Source organism: Pseudomonas sp. Z1-29 (genome assembly GCF_051131995.1).
GTDB lineage: Bacteria > Pseudomonadota > Gammaproteobacteria > Pseudomonadales > Pseudomonadaceae > Aquipseudomonas.
Genome location: NZ_CP071645.1, coordinates 85,145 through 101,440 on the forward strand (window position 1 = coordinate 85,145; position 16,296 = coordinate 101,440).

The window sequence follows — 16,296 nt, forward strand, 5'->3', positions numbered from 1 at the left end:
CGGCCACGTCCATGGCCCGCTGGAGTACCGAACGCATCGTTGGCCTGCATGAACCGCGGGTCAACGAGCATCACGTCACGTCCACGGGCCTGCCCGCCGACAATCGCCTGCGGTTGCTCAGCTTCAACATCCAAGTGGGCATCAGCACCGAGCGCTACCGGCACTATCTGACCCGGGGCTGGCAACACCTGCTGCCCCACACCGGGCGAGCCGGCAACCTGCAGAAGATCGGCGACCTGCTGAAGGATTTCGACCTGGTCGCATTGCAGGAAGCCGACGGCGGCAGCCTGCGCTCCGGCTACGTCAATCAGGTCGAACACCTCGCCCAACTGGGCGCGTTTCCTTATTGGTATCAGCAACTCAATCGCAACCTCGGTCGTCTCGGCCAGCACAGCAATGGCGTGCTGAGTCGTCTGCGGCCCTGGGCGATCGAGGATCACCCGTTGCCGGGCCCCAAGGGGCGCGGAGCGATCCTGGCGCGTTTCGGCGAAGGTCCGGAGGCGCTGATAGTGGTGATGATGCACCTGGCTCTCGGGGCTCGGACCCGAACCATGCAACTGGCCTACATTCGTGAGTTGATTGGCGGCTACAAGCACCAGATCCTGATGGGCGACATGAATACCCATGCCAATGACCTGTTGCAGACCTCACCGCTGCGCGACCTTGGCCTGCTCGCCCCGCAACTGGAAGCCACTTTTCCCAGCTGGCGCCCCCAGCGCTGCCTGGACCATATCCTGCTGAGCCCTACCTTGGCCCTCGAACGGTTCGAAGTGTTGGCCCAGCCCATTTCCGATCACCTGCCGGTCGCGGTCGAAATACGTTTGCCGGGTTCGCTCACGGCCGATGCATTTCCCGCGCTGAGTCCTGCCCCTCGCGGATCCGATGAATGAGCGACGACGCCGAACGCTGGAGAGAGAAATACCTCAAGAGCATCGAGCAACAGGAAAAGCTCGAGCGTCGCTGGGACGCCCGGCTCGACCTGCTGCGTCGTGGCCTGGTGCGCAGCACCCTGGCCGCCGAAGGCACCGATCGCGCGGTAGACCAGTGCATGAAAGAGATGCGCGAAGTGGTGCGCACCGATGACATGGACGCCGCCCTCGCCGCCCTGCTGCCGCGCCTGGAAAAAGCCGTACTCGATTCCGAGCAGCGCCGCGAGACCCGGGTAGAACAGATGAGCGCCGCGCTGACCGCCCTGGTCGTCCAGTTGCAAAAGCTGCCGCTGCCGAAGGACGTCAGCCGGCCCTTGAAGAAATTTTCCAAGCAACTGGAGACCCGGGTTGGCCAGGCCCGGGAAATCCCGTTGCTGCTCAGCGAGCTGAGCAGCCTGCAGGGCAAGGCGCTGGGTGCGCTGGACGCGCCCGACGAGCCGAGCCGTCCGGGCCTGCTGCAACGATTGTTCGGCGGCCATGGCCATGAAGAGCCGCTACCGTCGCCCGAGCCTGCCCAACCCGGCGCTACGCCTGAGCCGAAGGCGGTTATTTCGGCTCCTGCCGAGCCGACCGCCGAAGCGTTCTCCGCCGCACCTGCACCTGCACCTGAACTTGAACCTGAACCTGAACCGCTGGTCGAGCACCCCCCCACACCAGATGCGCCGCCAGCGCCGGTTGAGTCCCATGCTCCGGTCGATGAGCCTGACCCGGCGTCCGCGCCAGCATCGGTTGCCTCTGTTGCCCAGCCGACCGCCGAGCCGGCACCGATCGACCCTGAGCCCGCCGAACCGGTACCGGCGCTGGACAATCCCGACGAACTGACGCCGGGTGAACCGCCGCTCGACGAGGCACCGATCGCCCCTGCGGAACCCGCCGAACCTGTGGCGCCTGAGGCATCCGCTGATCCCGATGAGACCCACTACGCCCTGCCCGACTCCCCGGAACCTTCCTACAGTTCGGTCGCCAGGCATATCGAAGACACCTTGCTCGGCCTGCTGGGCGACCTGACGCTGCCCGAGCGCCACCGCCCGCAAGCCGAGGCCATGCGCGAGCGCCTGCGAAACGGCTTGAACTGGTACGAGTTACTGCCGATCCTCGACGATCTGGCGGTCCTCATGCTGGCGATCACTGACAGTGGCCAGCATGAATTCGAAGCGTATCTGCAGCGACTCAACGATCGACTGGAATCTTTCCAGAGCACGTTGCAGGCCGCCAGTGAGGACCACGCCGATAACCTGTCCGCCTCCAGGGAAATGAACAACCAGATTCGCGAGCAGGTGGATGGCTTGCAGAGCAGCGTGCAGCAAGCCGACGACCTGGAAGGCCTCAAGCAGGTACTGGAGAATCATCTCGAAGGCCTGATCGGCACGATGGATCAGCATCAGAAGCAGCGTGACCAGCGTGAAAAGGAAGTTTCAGCCCGTCTGAAGAGCCTCGCCGAGCGCGTTGCACTGATGGAACAGGACGCCCTGATTGTCCGGGAGAACCTGGAAGAGCAACGGCAAAAAGCGCTCATCGATCCGCTCACCGGGCTGCCTAACCGCGCGGCCTGGACCGAGCGTCTCGAACATGAGGTCGAGCAGTGGCAGCGGCACGGCAACAGTCTGTTGATCGCCATGCTCGACCTCGATCATTTCAAGCGGATCAACGACAACTACGGTCATCTGGCCGGTGACCGAGTGCTCAAGCTGATTGCCTCGGTACTGCGCAAGCGCGTGCGCGGCAGTGATTTCATCGCCCGTTTTGGTGGTGAGGAGTTTGTCCTGCTGGTGCCCGATACGTCGCTGGCCGCAGGCGCCAAGCTGGCCGAGGCCTTGCGCGCCGCCATCGAAGCCTGTCCGTTCCACTTCAAGGGCGAGCCGGTCACGGTCACGGTATCCATGGGCATGACGGCGTTCAAGCCGGGCGAGCACAGCGATCTGGTGTTGAAAAGAGCCGATCAGGCGCTATATCGGGCTAAAAGCGCGGGACGCAACCGCGTGGAGTTGGGCTAAGGCGCAACTTCCTTTTTGTAATATCCAATTACCGGCCGGATCATTACTGGGCGATACGTTACACTGTTGCATTATTTTCTTCGGGCATGTCCTCGCCATGAAATTTTTCCCGATCATTCTTTCGTTGATTGCCCTGGCCGGATGCGCCAGCGGCCCTCGGCTCGATACCAGCCATCCTTCCGTCAACCACGACAGCCGCATCCAGTTTGTGGTGGTTCATTACACCTCCGCCTCCCTGGAGCGCTCCCTGGCCCTGCTGACCCATGGCGAAGTCAGCGCCCATTACCTGATCGGCGACGATAAGGACGCCACCATCTACCAACTGGTGGATGAAAGCCGGCGCGCCTGGCATGCCGGGGAAAGCGAATGGCAGGGCCGCACCTGGCTCAACTCCAGCTCCATCGGCATCGAAATCGTCAATCAGGGCTATGTCGACACGCCTGAAGGACGGCGCTGGTACCCCTACAGCGAAGCCCAGGTGCAATCGTTGATTGTCCTGCTCAAGGACATCACCCGCCGTAACGGGATCAACCCGGTCAATATCATTGGCCACAGCGACATTGCCCCCATGCGTAAGCTGGATCCCGGGCCGCTGTTTCCCTGGAAACGCCTGGCGCAAGCGGGCCTGGGTGTCTGGCCGGACGAAGGGGCTGTCGCGCGTCAGCAGACGGCTTATGCGGGACAACTGCCCAGCGCCAGCTGGTTCCAGGCTGAACTGGCCCGCCTTGGCTACCCGACGCCACGGACCGGCGAGTGGGACGTCGCCACGCATCAGGTATTGGCCGCCTTCCAGATGCGCTACCGGCCAGGCCGTTTCGACGGCGCGCCGGACACCCAAAGTGCGGCGATTTTGCAGGTGCTTAACCAGACAAAATAATGACGCTCGTCCGACTGATCGGGCCGAATCCAAAACAGCAGCTATAACTCATTGGTAACTTTCGGATTACCGATGATGACGGCTGCACGCGAAACCCTGCAGAGTTGGCTCCATCGCCCTATTTTTCTGGCGATGATGGCGGCTGCCCTGAGTACGGTGCTGCTGTTGGCCGGGAGCCTGTTTGTAGTGATGCAGCAGATCCAGCAGCGTGAAAGCGAGCAGATGAATGCCCAGGGCGAGCGTTTCCTGCAGCGGCTGGAACAGCTTTTCGGGCAGTTGCGCGAGAGTCTCGACGATTTGCAGGCGCAACCGCTGCGCGGCTGCAACGACGACATGATCGCCACGTTGCAGCAGGTGAGCTTCAGCTACCGCTTTGTCTATGAGGCGGCTTATCTCGATGCCAACGGTGTCTGCTCGAATCGACCGCGTCAGAGCGGTATGTCGTTGGTTCGTCCGCCCGATCTGCGCGGCCCGGCCTACAGCTACTGGCTCAACACCACCACCGAGCCCGACGAAAATCGCGCGGCGTTGATGTTGGGGCGCGGCAATTTTCGCGTCGCTACGTCCCGCGGGCACCTGACCGATGTGGTCGACTTGCCGCCCGGCAGCAGCCTGCTGGTGGTCCTGGACCATGGCGAGCGGGCGATTCCGGTGCTGGGCAGCGCGCAGCGTTGGCCTCCGACAGAGCCTTGGCCACTGAAAAGCCAACAGTCTCTGCAAGTGACCCAGACTCGGCTGATCTATCGGATGCCGACCGACAATCCGGAGTACCAATTGGTGCTCATTGCACCGCGCAACGGTCTGCGCATTCCGGCCAATGCCTGGTGGATGTTGCCCATCAGCCTGATGCTGGGGCTGGGGATCGGCTTCCAGGTCTTCCTGCTGGTGCGCCAGCGCCAGTCCATGGATGCCGAGTTGCACGGGGCTATCCGGCGGGGTGAATTGCAGGTCTTGTACCAGCCGATCTTCGATCTGCACAGCCGCAACTGCGTCGGTGCCGAAGCGCTGCTGCGCTGGCGGCGGCCGGACGGCACGCTGACCAGTCCGGACCTGTTCATCCCGATGGCGGAAAATACCGGGCAGATACGCCAGATCACCGATTTCGTCCTGCAGCGGCTGTTCGACCAGTTGGGCCAGATGTTGCGGGCCAACCCGCACCTGTATATCTCGGTGAACCTGGCGGCATGTGACGTGATGGTGCCGCGCATCGGCGAGGTGATTGCCCGCTTGCTGGCGCTGCATCGGGTGTCGGCGCGCCAGATAGCCTTTGAAGTGACCGAGCGCGGGCTGGTTGATGTGCTGGTTGCGAGGGATAATTTGCAGTCGCTGCGCGATGTCGGGCATCAGGTGCTGATCGATGACTTCGGCACCGGCTATTGCAGCCTCGCCTATCTGCAAACGCTGCCGGTTGATTGCCTGAAAATCGACAAGGCCTTCATCGATGCGCTGGGTCATGACGCCGCCAGCAGTGGCGTGGCCCCGCACATCATCCGCATGGCCCACGCCCTGGAACTCAAGGTGATCGCCGAAGGCATCGAGCATGAGGCCCAGGCGTCCTACCTGAGCAGTGAAGGCGTGAAGTTCGGCCAGGGCTGGTTGTTCGCCCATGCGCTCAGCGCGGTGCAGCTTATCGAATTGATTACGCGCGGGCGGCGCCTGCTTGGACGGCGCCTGGACGACGAAGCCTGATGGCCCCTCAGACGGTCAGTGCCATGTAGAACTGAGTGCCCTGCCCTGGCCTGGAATAAACGCCCATGCGTCCACCATGGAGCTGGACGATTTCCTTGCACAGCGCCAGACCGAGGCCGGCGCCACCCTTCTTGCGCCCGACCTGGACGAAGGGCTCGAAGATCCGTCCTTGCTGGCCGTAGGCAATGCCCTCGCCATTATCTTCAACGCTGATGATCACCCGCTCGCCGTGGCGCCGGGCCTGCAGGCGGATCTGGCCGTCGCCGTTGGTGTGGCGCATCGCGTTGTCGATCAGATTGTCCAGGACCCGGTCCAGTTGCGCGGCATCGGCGTGCAGGCGCGGCAAGGGGCCCTGGATCTCCACGAGCAGCTCGATGCCCTTCTCTTGCGCCTGCTTGGCAAAGCGCATCCTGGCCGTTTCCAGCAGGTCTTCGATGGAGCAAGGCGCCAGGGTGAGCTTTTGCAGGCCATTCTGGTAGCGAGAAAAATTCAGCAGGTCGTTGATCAGCTGCATCAGACGCTGCATTTCTTCGTTGACGGTGTTGAGCAGGTCCGCCTCGCGTGAATCTTCAGGAAAATGCATGCGTTCCTGCAGTAGCCCGAACGCCATGTGCATGCCTGTCACCGGTGTGCGCAACTCGTGGGACGCCCGCAAGACAAACTCGCTGCGTACCCGTTCGAAGGCGCGTTGTTCAGTGACGTCGTGCAGGATCATCACCGCGCCGAGAATCTGGCCCTGGGTATGGATGACGGGCGTGAGGCTGTAAGTCAGCACCCGGGACTCTCCATCCACTTCGATGCTCAAGTCGTCCGGTGCGCGCTCCTGGCTGCCACCGCGCAGTACCAGCTGCAGCTCTTCATCCAGCTCGACGCGTCCAAGGGCCTCGCCCAAACCCTGGCCCAGGCGCTCCTCGTCCCAGCCCAGTTGACGCTGGGCCACCGGGTTGAGGTGTTCCAGGCGGCCCTGGCGGTCGATCATCAGCAAGCCGTCGTCGATGCTGTCGAGGACCGCTTGCAGGCGCTGCTGGCCGGCAAGCAATTCGTCCACATTGGTGGCCTGATGTTCCCGTAATGCCTGGGCCATGATGCCGAAGCGACGCGTCAGCAGGTTCAGTTCAGCCGCCGAGGAAACCGGCAAGGTCACTTCGAAATTGCCTTGGCCGATATCATCCGCCGCCGCGGCCAGGGCTTCGATCGGCGCACCGAAACGTCGGGCGATGCCGTGGGCGGTAATGAAACCGATGATCAGCACAGCCAATCCCACCAACCCCAGCAGACCGGAAATCAGCAACGCCCGGGCGCGGGCGCGGTCCTGGGTTTCGCTGATCTTGTTCAGGGCATGACGGTAGCCTTCGATCAACCCTCCGCGCAGCACGTTGAATTTTTGCGTCAGGTCCTGGATGCCAGTCAGTTGTGTCGGTTGCCGACGAGAGGCCTCGAAGGCCTCGAGGAAACTGAGGTAGTCGGCTTTCGCGCGACTGAAGCTGGTGGTCGATTCAGCCAGTTGCTCCTCATGGGCAATGCCTTCATCCAACAACTCGAAATACTGCCGTTTGGATTGCTCCAGCACTGTCAGGTCGGGCTTTTCCTCCAGCATGATCATTAATTGATCACCGAGTGTCTGGCGCAGCTTGAGGCCCAGGTCCAGCAAGAAGAAGTTGTCACGCACCGATTGTTCCTGGGTATTGGCCATCTGCATGACGCTGACCAGGCCGAGCAGCAGCCCCAGCAACGCCACGGTAATCAGTGCCGAGATACTGAGAAACAGCCGTGTGCGCAGCTTCATCGCCAGTTTCATAAGATGGCGCTCATAAGTTGTATTGCTTGCGTTTGCGATACAACGTGGAGGCGTCGATACCCAGGGTCTTTGCCGCCTGGTCCAGCGTGTCGGCGGTGGCCAGCACTGCGCCGATGTGGGCTTTCTCCAACTCGTCGAGGCTCAGCGCCGCGCCGATCCGCGGGGCGTTGTTGACCGGTTGTTCGGCCATGCCCAAATGGCTGATCTCGACTTTTTCCTGTGGGCAGATGATGCTGGCGCGCTCGACCACGTTGCGCAGTTCCCGGATGTTACCGGGCCAGCGATAGCCCAGCAGCGCTTCGCGGGCCTCATCGCTGAAACCCCGGGCCGGGCGTGCGTATTCCTTGACGAAGCGCGCCAGGAAGCGATCGGCAAGGGTCAGGATATCTTCGGCCCGCTCGCGCAATGGCGGCAGGTGCAGGGTAATCACGTTCAGGCGATACAGCAGGTCCTCGCGAAAACGCCCGTCGCGCACCATGTCCTCGAGGTTGAGGTTGGTCGCCGCGAGAATCCGCACATCGGCACGGCGAGTGACCGGGTCACCCACTCGCTCGTATTCCTTGTCCTGAATGAAGCGCAACAACTTGGGCTGCAGTGCGAGGGGAAAGTCGCCGATCTCGTCGAGAAACAGCGTCCCGCCATCGGCCTGGTTGACGCGCCCCAGGGTACTTTCGCTGGCGCCGGTAAATGCGCCACGGCTGTGGCCGAACAGTTCGCTCTCCATCAGCTCGGTGGTCAGCGATGGGCAGTTGATGGTGACGCAGGATTTTTTCGCGCGTTTGCTCCAGCCATGAATGGCCCGCGCCAACTCGCCTTTACCAGTGCCGGACTCGCCAAGAATAAGGATGTTGGCATCAGTGCTGGCGACCTGGCGGGCGGTTTCCAGCACCACTTTCATTGCTGGGCTGTGGGAGTCGAGCCCATCCTTGGGCTTGCGCACCTCGCCTTCGAGGGCTTCGAGTCGGGCGGACAGCTGGCGCACTTCCAACTGCTTGGCCGTTGCCAGGCGCAGTTGGTCAGGGCTGCACGGCTTGACCAGGTAATCAGCGGCGCCGGCCTGAATTGCGTCGACGGCGGTGTCCACCGCGGAATGCGCGGTAACGATGACGACGCGCATCCATGGCGCCTGGATGCGCATCTGCGCCAACACATCGAGGCCATTGTCCTCACCCAGGCGCAGATCCAGAAAACACAGGTCGAACACCTGGCGCTGCAGCAGGGCATCGGCCTGGGCTGCGCTGTTGGCGGTAGCGACGGTATAGCCTTCGTCTTCCAGGCAATAACGGAAGGTACGCAGGATGGCGGACTCATCGTCTACCAGCAGAATGCGGCCTTGATGCTCAGTGGCGGATTCCATTTTTCCTACGCTCCTTAAAGAATGATGATGATTAGTGTCAGAAAAATCGGGCAAGTTGCATGGTCGATTCTGACTGAATATTACCCATCGAGCGTACGTCTGTGGATCATCGGTTCACAACAAACTGATTTTAAAGCGGTTTTCCCCCGCCTCCGGGCTTCATACGTTTCGGCTCGCTCATTCCGACATCCATTTCCGACTTTCAATTCAAAAAGAATCTTACGCCTCTTCTGTAGGGAGTCGTGCAGAACGCACGACACTTGGCTGGGCCATCGTGCAGGATGCGCCCCGGCTAGTTTTTATTGCGATCATAACTTATTGATTATAAAGGGTTTTATATGCTCTTTATTTCTGGCACGGCGGCTGCAATGTCCTAGTCAACGTGGCGTTTGAGCGCCTCAACCAGATCACCGCTAGGGTGGGGAGGAATTCCAGGATGAATCGTCAATGTGCCGCCCAATTTCGCATCAGCCCCCTGCATATCCAGCAGGGCCTGTGGGCTGTCGTCGCCCTGTTGATTACTCTCGTGGCCGGTCAGCAATTAATGCTCTGGCACGAAAGCCAACAGCCGGAAGCGCCGCTGGTATCGGTTCAACGAGCTCCCCAGACCCATTTCACTTCCGTCAGCAACCTCGCCGATGCAGCCGCTTCGATGCGCATGATGGAAGTCGACCAGGCGCAGACCGCCAACGACATGCCCCGTGAAGAACGCTGGGTCTTCTGACCCGCCGAACCGGCTGTCCGTTGTGTCGGAACCATTACCGCCAGACCCTAACTAAATAGAAAAGTGTAAGGAGAATCATCATGTTGAGCTGGGCAATTACATTCCTGATCATTGCCATCATTGCCGCCGTACTGGGCTTCGGTGGTATCGCGGGCACCGCCACGGGCATCGCCAAGATTCTCTTTGTCGTGTTCCTGGTCATGTTCATCGCTTCGTTCTTCTTTGGCCGTCGCGGCCGAGGCTGACCATGAATCGGTCATTAAAAGGACTGGCCGCCGCCCTGCTTCTGGGCGGCAGCGCCATGGCAATGGCTGCCAATGATGGACAGATGCGGGTTAACCAAGTGCTTCAGGCGGATCCGCAGTACCGTGAGACCTGGCAGCAAGTGGTCAAGAAGGAGGAGCGTCTGCCGGAGTGGGTCATGAACCTGACCGGTGTTTCCGAGCAGATGAACGCGGTCGAGGAGGACGGCGATAAATATCTGGTCGGACCCTTGTGCGAAACCCAGGATACCTGCCGCAGCAAGCGCATGTTCGTTGCTTTCAGCTTCGACAAGGACGAGGCCTACGCATTGTTGGTAGAGGTCCCCGCGGGACTGCCGGCCGACAAGTCGCCAACCCGCCATGCGGACTACCGCTTTCTCGGCAACCCCGACGAAGGTATGCAGGAAATGTTGATGGAACAGCTCAAGAAAGATCCGAATTGGTACTGACTTGAAAACAAGGAAGACAGCCATGTCTTTCTTTCTGCGAGGCCCGAGGAGGGCCGTCGCATGACCAGGGGGCTGGGACGTTCTGACCATTGAAGGTCGGAGTGACCTACGGGCACAAGGGGTGCCTGCGAAAGGGCCGGGTCAGGTAAAAAGCTGCGACGCAAGTTCGCAAAGCCACCTTGGCTTTAGCGAACTTGCGGAGAGCTTTAGCTGCTCAGGCTTGTGCCAGAGCGGTTGCCTCCTTGCAGCGAGAGTCCTCGCATGTGTTGCGGCGTATTGCCTCGCCAAATTCCTTCCTCCACTGATACCTGACCGTATATCGGAGAGCGCCCATGGCGTTTTCATGATCAAGGCAGGCTCGAGGCGTTGTCCTTTCATCGCCTTCCGCGCAAGCCAGGTTGAGCCCGGCTACGCTGAAATGGCCGGTCCACGGCAGTTATACCCGCATAAATGGCGTCTTCGAACCGGTTGGGACGCGCGTTTCATTCGCGTAATCTCATGCCGATTCGGCATAGGGTAGGCGTTTACGGCATTAGACGATCCCCCCTTGCATCGCAATAGTTGCGCCTTTTTTCGCCTGCCAGTGAGCCGCCGTGGCCGCTCGGGGCAACCTTATACGGGGGCAGAGGACACGAATTGCGATCGTCTACGCTGATCGGTTCATGTCGCTGCCCGAGTCAAACTGAAGTAAGGGTAATGATATGAAGAAGGCACGACTAAGCCTCGCCTGGCAGATCCTCATCGGTCTGGTGCTCGGGATTGCAATCGGTGCGCTGCTCAACCATTTCAGTGCCGAGAAGGCCTGGTGGATCAGCAATGTGCTGCAACCGGCGGGCGATATCTTTATCCGTCTGATCAAGATGATCGTGATACCGATCGTGATCTCTTCGCTGATCGTCGGTATTGCTGGCGTGGGTGACGCCAAGAAGCTCGGGCGCATCGGCTTCAAGACGATCATCTACTTCGAAATCGTCACTACCATTGCCATCGTCGTTGGCCTGTTGCTGGCCAACTTCTTCCAGCCGGGCAGCGGCATCGACATGAGCACCCTGGGCACGGTGGATATTTCCAAGTACCAGGCCACCGCCGCCGAAGTCCAGCATGAACATGCGTTCATCGAGACCATCCTCAACCTGATTCCGTCGAACATCTTCGCGGCGGTTGCCCGCGGCGAGATGCTGCCGATCATCTTCTTCTCCGTCCTGTTCGGCCTCGGTTTGTCGAGCTTGCAAGCGGATCTGCGCGACCCGCTGGTGAAGATGTTCCAGGGCGTGTCGGAGAGCATGTTCAAGGTCACTCACATGATCATGAATTACGCCCCGATCGGCGTGTTCGCGCTGATTGCGGTGACTGTCGCCAACTTCGGTTTCGCCTCCCTGCTGCCATTGGCGAAACTGGTGATCCTGGTTTACGTCGCCATCGCCTTCTTCGCCTTTGTGGTGCTGGGCCTGATCGCGCGCTTGTTCGGCTTTTCGGTGATCAAGCTGATGCGCATCTTCAAGGATGAGCTGGTGCTGGCTTATTCCACCGCCAGTTCCGAAACCGTGCTGCCGCGCGTGATCGAGAAGATGGAAGCGTACGGCGCGCCGAAAGCTATCTGCAGCTTCGTGGTTCCTACCGGTTACTCGTTCAACCTCGATGGCTCGACGCTGTACCAGAGCATTGCGGCGATTTTCATCGCGCAGTTGTATGGCATCGACCTGTCGATCAGCCAGCAGTTGCTGCTGGTGCTGACCCTGATGGTCACCTCCAAAGGCATCGCCGGCGTGCCGGGCGTCTCCTTCGTGGTTCTGCTGGCGACACTCGGCAGCGTGGGTATTCCGCTGGAAGGCCTGGCGTTCATTGCCGGTGTCGACCGCATCATGGACATGGCCCGTACCGCGCTGAACGTCATCGGCAACGCCTTGGCCGTGCTGGTCATTTCCCGCTGGGAAGGCATGTATGACGATGCCAAGGGCCAGCGCTACTGGAACTCCCTGCCGCACTGGCGCAGCAAGGAGCCGCTGCCGGCGGGGGAAACTTCCAGCCGTTGAGAAGGCCTTCGCGAGCAGGCTCGCTCCCACAGGTGGTTGGGGTTGTTGCAGATATCTCAGCCAGCACAGGTCCAATGTGGGAGCGAGCCTGCTCGCGAAGATCGCGGTACTTGATGATGCCAACCAGACCCCGGAGAAATCCGGGGTTTGTCGTTTCTGCGGGCCCCGCTATCATTCGCCGCATCTTCCGGGGGACTTACCGATGCTCAATGGCCTGTGGCTTGGCTTCTTTATCGTGGCAGCCGTGTCGGCGCTGGTGCAGTGGCTGGTCGGCGGCAACGCCGGCATTTTCGCGGCGATGGTGGAAAGCATTTTTGCCATGGCCAAGCTGTCGGTGGAGGTGATGGTCCTGCTGTTCGGCACCTTGACGCTGTGGCTGGGCTTCCTGCGCATCGCGGAAAAAGCCGGCATTGTCGATTGGCTGGCCAAAGCCCTCGGCCCGCTGTTCCTGCGCCTGATGCCGGAAGTCCCGGCCGGGCATCCGGCCATCGGCCTGATCACCCTCAACTTCGCGGCCAACGGCCTGGGGCTGGACAACGCGGCCACCCCGATCGGCTTGAAGGCCATGCGCGCCCTGCAAGACCTCAACCCGAGCCCGACCATCGCCAGCAACGCGCAGATCCTGTTCCTGGTGCTCAACGCATCGTCACTGACACTGCTGCCGGTAACGATTTTCATGTACCGCGCCCAGCAAGGCGCGCCGGACCCGACCCTGGTGTTCCTGCCGATCCTGCTCGCCACCAGCGCCTCGACCCTGGTGGGGCTGTTGTCCGTGGCGTTCATGCAACGGCTGCGCTTGTGGGATCCGGTGGTACTGGCCTATTTGATCCCGGGCGCGCTGGTGTTGGGTGGTTTCATGGCGTTGCTGGCGACGCTCTCGGCCACGGCGCTGGCGGGGCTCTCATCGATTCTCGGCAACTTGACGCTGTTTAGCCTGATCATCCTGTTCCTGATGGTGGGTGCGCTGCGCAAGGTCAAAGTGTATGAAGCCTTTGTCGAAGGCGCCAAAGAGGGATTCGACGTCGCCAAGACGCTGCTGCCGTATCTGGTGGCGATGCTCTGCGCTGTCGGTGTGCTGCGGGCTTCGGGGGCGCTGGATTTCGGCCTGGACGGTATCCGCCATCTGGTGCAGTGGGCCGGCCTGGACACGCGTTTTGTCGATGCCTTGCCCACCGCCATGGTCAAGCCGTTCTCCGGCAGCGCCGCCCGGGCGATGCTGATTGAAACCATGAAGACGTCGGGGGTGGACAGCTTCCCGGCCCTGGTGGCGGCAACTATTCAGGGCAGTACCGAAACCACGTTCTACGTGCTGGCGGTGTATTTCGGCGCCGTGGGCATCCAGCGAGCCCGCCACGCGGTGGGTTGCGCCCTGCTGGCCGAGCTGGCCGGGGTGATAGCGGCCATCGGAGTCTGCTACTGGTTCTTTGGCTGATCTGTAGGAGCGAGCCTGCTCGCGATAAGGTCCGCAGGCCCTTCAGTCCTTCACCTCGAACCTCAACACACCAATCATCTGGCCATTTTCGGTGAGTATCCGCACTTGCCATTTTCCCGTCGGGTTGTCCGGGAAGTTCTGCTTGTGGGTCCAGGCGCGATAGCCTTCCTTGCGTCCGCCATGGATGTCCAGAGCGATGCGATCCACCTCTTTGCCGTTGAACTGCCAGACGTGGTAGATCCGCTCATCGAGCCCGCGCGGTGCGTTGATGGCGGTGTAGGCGTACAGGCCGTTACCACGGATCTGGGCCGCGCTGACTTCCTTGAGACTGGCGCCAGGCGTGCGGTCTTCCAGCTGGGTACTGATTGCCACTTCGGTCATCCAGAGCGTGGCGGGTGGCACCCAGGAGCGCAGCACCCAGCCGGCGGCGCCGATGCCCAGGGTGATGCACAGAATCGCCAGGGCGTTGCGCACGGTGCGGATCGGGAAGATCGAGGCCAGGCTCGGGAACGACAACAGCATGGCGGTGCCCAGTGCCAGCTTGAAGCTCTGGTCAGTGGTCAGGTGCAGGATCACCGGCAGCGCGGTGAGCAGGGCGGCGAACAGCGTCAGCGTGTGCAACGCCAGGAACGCCCAACGCCGGGGCGCCAGCCATTTGTAGTACAGCGGATCGATGATCGAGACCAGCGCCGACGCCGCCAGCAAGCCGGTAAAGAGCAGCTGGCTGCTGTTCCAGGTTGTCGTGATGAAAAAAAACGGCAAGACGAAGAACAGGCTTTCCTGGTGGATCATCTGCGTGGCGTAACGCAGCAGCGGCTGGGGTATTTCCCGTTTGAAAATCCGCGTGAACAGCCGCGTCAGGCTGTTCTCCAGCATCAGCCAGAGCCAGCTCACCAGCATCATGATGGCGATCCAGGTCGCCAGACCCTGCTGGCGATCCACCAGCATGAAACTGCCGACCCCGGAAATGAAACCGCCGAGCGCGATGACCCCCGGATAGCGCTTCATCAGTTCGAGGATGCGCTGGATTAAATGAGTCAGGTTCGGCATCGGCGGTTTCACAGTAAGTCTTGGGAAATATCCCTGACAGAGTATCGCCAGGACGGTGACATGGCGAGGATCGCGACGCCTGCCGCGGTGATCTTTCGTGGCGAGGGAGCAAGCTCCCTCGCCACGGGATTTGTGTTGTCCCATCGCGGGCAAGCTTGCTCCCACAGGTGTATCAGTCTGGCTGCGGTCGCGCCCTGCGCTTCCATCGCCAGCCAATTCCCACCAGCAGCAACACCACCAACCCAGCCAACACCCAAACGAGTTCGTCATCACCAAGCAACGGCTTCTCGATCCGCAGGTAACCCGGATCCTTGAGAAGTTCGCGCAGGGCCTGGTTGGCCTGCTCCAGGCTGACGGCCTGCAAGCGGGCGGCCGGATTGGCGAAGCGGCCATCCTCATAGTCGCCCAAGGCGCCCCAGTAATAGTCGGCCAGCGCGCTGTTGCCTTGCACCGCCCAGGACTGATGGGCGATAGCGGCGCGTTTGATCCGCACGAAGCTCTCGGGGTCCAGGCCGTCCTTGAGCAGCGTGCCGCGCAATTGTTCCAGCACCTGCTCGGCTTTCGGCAGGTCTTCGCGCGCCAGGTCTGCGTTCAGGCTGAGAAAACCGACACCGCCAAAGACTTCCCGCTCCACCCAGGGGCCGTAGGACAGGCCGTTGGCCAGGCGCAACTGGCGATAAAGCGCCCAGTCCAGATAATCCTTGAGCAGGTCGAAGGTTTCGTCGTGCTGCTGTTCCAGCACCGGTTCCGGGAACAGCCAATGAAGCTTGGCGCCATCGCCGGCCAGGCCGCGAATCAGGTTGCGTTTGGTGACCGCGCTGTAGCGGATCTGCGGCAGCGGCTCGTGGACGCTGGGCTCGACCGGTTCGAGCTCGCCGAAACTGCGTTCCAGGTAGGCCGGCAATAACCGGTCGAGATCGCCGACGACGATCAGCGTCATATTGTTGGAGGCATACCAGGCCTTGCGCACCTGCTCGACCCGGGCCAGGGTAAGGTGACCAACCTCGGCCCGTTCCGCGCACCGCAAGCCCAGTTCCACGGCCAATTGATTGCTGGCTTTATGGCCCAGGTCCTGTCGGTCGAGCCAGCGTTGCAGATGGGTGTAGTGACCGCCGTCCTCGCGCTCGACCACCCGTTTGGCCGCCTCCAGGGCTTTTTCGTCGATGCGGGTGCGGGTCAGCAGCGCCAGCAACAGGTCGAGGACCTTGCGCTGATTGCGCGCCGGTGCCTCGATGACAAACGTTGTATCGGCATTGCTGGTAAAGGCGTTCCACTCGCCGCCCAGGGCCTGCATGCGTTCCTCCAGGCCACCTTCGCCGCTGTCGTCGACCCCACTGAACAGAAGATGTTCGAGCAGATGCGGCAGCTCCTTGTCGGCGCAGCTGAAATCGTCGAGCCCCACGCCGACCACCAGCCGAATCGCCACGTGCCCGCGTTCGGTGCCGGGTTTGAGCAACAATTGCAGGCCGTTAGGCAACGTATAGCCTTCGACCTGAAAGCGATCCTGGGCAATGGCGGGGAGTGAGCCGAACAAAAGCAAGGCGAGCAGCAGACAACGCATAACGGGCTTCCTGGCGGCTGAGTGAAGATCCATGGTGCCGGGTCAGCCTTCATCGCGAGCAGGCTCGCTCCCACTTCGCGGAGTTGTCTGGCTGGCGATGGGCTTGAGCCCCGGCCCCTTTTAATGACTGACCAGGACGC

At 61.3% G+C, this 16,296-nt stretch carries 13 protein-coding genes; 9 read left to right on the plus strand and 4 right to left on the minus strand.

The features are described from left to right. The first annotated feature begins 11 nt into the window (after nucleotides 1–11). The 4 genes from J3P84_RS00400 (at nucleotide 12) to J3P84_RS00415 (ending at nucleotide 5,489) form a co-directional block, all read left to right on the plus strand. Entirely contained in the window at nucleotides 12–890 is an 879-nt protein-coding gene (locus J3P84_RS00400; protein WP_434626936.1) for an endonuclease/exonuclease/phosphatase family protein, read from the plus strand. Then, the gene (locus tag J3P84_RS00405) at nucleotides 887–2,923 is read left to right on the plus strand and encodes a diguanylate cyclase (RefSeq protein WP_434626938.1); all 2,037 of its coding nucleotides are present in this window, start codon (nucleotides 887–889) and stop codon (nucleotides 2,921–2,923) included. The genes J3P84_RS00400 and J3P84_RS00405 overlap by 4 nt, the downstream gene beginning before the upstream one ends. A 97-nt stretch (nucleotides 2,924–3,020) precedes the next feature. After that, the gene (locus tag J3P84_RS00410; RefSeq protein ID WP_434626940.1) at nucleotides 3,021–3,800 is read left to right on the plus strand and encodes an N-acetylmuramoyl-L-alanine amidase; all 780 of its coding nucleotides are present in this window, start codon (nucleotides 3,021–3,023) and stop codon (nucleotides 3,798–3,800) included. 75 nt (nucleotides 3,801–3,875) lie between these two features. Beyond that, nucleotides 3,876–5,489: an EAL domain-containing protein gene (locus J3P84_RS00415; RefSeq protein ID WP_434631573.1), complete on the plus strand. Its 1,614-nt coding sequence runs from the start codon at nucleotides 3,876–3,878 to the stop codon at nucleotides 5,487–5,489. Nucleotides 5,490–5,496: 7 nt separating this feature from the next. Here J3P84_RS00415 and J3P84_RS00420 read toward each other — a convergent pair whose 3' ends face one another. Further along, entirely contained in the window at nucleotides 5,497–7,287 is a 1,791-nt protein-coding gene (locus J3P84_RS00420; RefSeq protein WP_434626942.1) for an ATP-binding protein, read from the minus strand. A 10-nt stretch (nucleotides 7,288–7,297) separates the two neighbouring features. After that, the gene (gene algB / locus J3P84_RS00425) at nucleotides 7,298–8,644 is read right to left on the minus strand and encodes a sigma-54-dependent response regulator transcription factor AlgB (RefSeq protein ID WP_434626944.1); all 1,347 of its coding nucleotides are present in this window, start codon (nucleotides 8,642–8,644) and stop codon (nucleotides 7,298–7,300) included. A gap of 436 nt (nucleotides 8,645–9,080) precedes the next feature. On the opposite strand from algB, the gene J3P84_RS00430 reads away from it, so the two are divergent. The 5 genes from J3P84_RS00430 to J3P84_RS00450 all read left to right on the plus strand — a co-directional run bounded on the left by J3P84_RS00430 (nucleotide 9,081) and on the right by J3P84_RS00450 (nucleotide 13,545). Then, complete coding sequence (locus tag J3P84_RS00430; RefSeq protein ID WP_434570762.1) at nucleotides 9,081–9,368, plus strand: hypothetical protein; 288 nt, start codon at nucleotides 9,081–9,083, stop codon at nucleotides 9,366–9,368. An 80-nt stretch (nucleotides 9,369–9,448) separates the two neighbouring features. Continuing rightward, nucleotides 9,449–9,613, plus strand: coding sequence for a DUF1328 domain-containing protein (locus J3P84_RS00435; RefSeq protein ID WP_003177151.1), 165 nt, complete (start codon nucleotides 9,449–9,451; stop codon nucleotides 9,611–9,613). 2 nt (nucleotides 9,614–9,615) lie between these two features. Next, a complete protein-coding gene (locus J3P84_RS00440; RefSeq protein ID WP_434626946.1) occupies nucleotides 9,616–10,080 on the plus strand; it encodes an inhibitor of vertebrate lysozyme family protein in 465 nt (154 codons plus the stop codon). 701 nt (nucleotides 10,081–10,781) lie between these two features. Next, nucleotides 10,782–12,113 (plus strand): glutamate/aspartate:proton symporter GltP, encoded by a 1,332-nt coding sequence (gene gltP, locus J3P84_RS00445; RefSeq protein WP_434626948.1) that lies wholly within the window; start codon nucleotides 10,782–10,784, stop codon nucleotides 12,111–12,113. A gap of 202 nt (nucleotides 12,114–12,315) precedes the next feature. After that, nucleotides 12,316–13,545: a nucleoside recognition domain-containing protein gene (locus J3P84_RS00450; RefSeq protein ID WP_434626950.1), complete on the plus strand. Its 1,230-nt coding sequence runs from the start codon at nucleotides 12,316–12,318 to the stop codon at nucleotides 13,543–13,545. Between the two features lie 42 nt (nucleotides 13,546–13,587). Here J3P84_RS00450 and J3P84_RS00455 read toward each other — a convergent pair whose 3' ends face one another. Continuing rightward, nucleotides 13,588–14,595, minus strand: a complete 1,008-nt coding sequence (locus J3P84_RS00455) for a DUF5924 family protein (protein ID WP_434626952.1) — start codon at nucleotides 14,593–14,595, stop codon at nucleotides 13,588–13,590. Nucleotides 14,596–14,767: 172 nt separating this feature from the next. Then, the gene (locus J3P84_RS00460) at nucleotides 14,768–16,156 is read right to left on the minus strand and encodes a M16 family metallopeptidase (RefSeq protein WP_434626954.1); all 1,389 of its coding nucleotides are present in this window, start codon (nucleotides 16,154–16,156) and stop codon (nucleotides 14,768–14,770) included. Between the last annotated feature and the right edge of the window lie 140 nt (nucleotides 16,157–16,296).

Coding starts and splice junctions, on each gene's coding strand:
- J3P84_RS00435 (WP_003177151.1), top strand. CDS start 9,449: ATGTTGAGCTGGGCAATTACATTCCTGATCATTGCCATCATTGCCGCC.
- gltP (WP_434626948.1), top strand. CDS start 10,782: ATGAAGAAGGCACGACTAAGCCTCGCCTGGCAGATCCTCATCGGTCTG.
- J3P84_RS00430 (WP_434570762.1), top strand. CDS start 9,081: ATGAATCGTCAATGTGCCGCCCAATTTCGCATCAGCCCCCTGCATATC.
- J3P84_RS00405 (WP_434626938.1), top strand. CDS start 887: ATGAGCGACGACGCCGAACGCTGGAGAGAGAAATACCTCAAGAGCATC.
- J3P84_RS00415 (WP_434631573.1), top strand. CDS start 3,876: ATGACGGCTGCACGCGAAACCCTGCAGAGTTGGCTCCATCGCCCTATT.
- J3P84_RS00460 (WP_434626954.1), bottom strand. CDS start 16,156: ATGCGTTGTCTGCTGCTCGCCTTGCTTTTGTTCGGCTCACTCCCCGCC.
- J3P84_RS00400 (WP_434626936.1), top strand. CDS start 12: ATGGCCCGCTGGAGTACCGAACGCATCGTTGGCCTGCATGAACCGCGG.
- J3P84_RS00410 (WP_434626940.1), top strand. CDS start 3,021: ATGAAATTTTTCCCGATCATTCTTTCGTTGATTGCCCTGGCCGGATGC.
- J3P84_RS00455 (WP_434626952.1), bottom strand. CDS start 14,595: ATGCCGAACCTGACTCATTTAATCCAGCGCATCCTCGAACTGATGAAG.
- algB (WP_434626944.1), bottom strand. CDS start 8,644: ATGGAATCCGCCACTGAGCATCAAGGCCGCATTCTGCTGGTAGACGAT.
- J3P84_RS00450 (WP_434626950.1), top strand. CDS start 12,316: ATGCTCAATGGCCTGTGGCTTGGCTTCTTTATCGTGGCAGCCGTGTCG.
- J3P84_RS00420 (WP_434626942.1), bottom strand. CDS start 7,287: ATGAAACTGGCGATGAAGCTGCGCACACGGCTGTTTCTCAGTATCTCG.
- J3P84_RS00440 (WP_434626946.1), top strand. CDS start 9,616: ATGAATCGGTCATTAAAAGGACTGGCCGCCGCCCTGCTTCTGGGCGGC.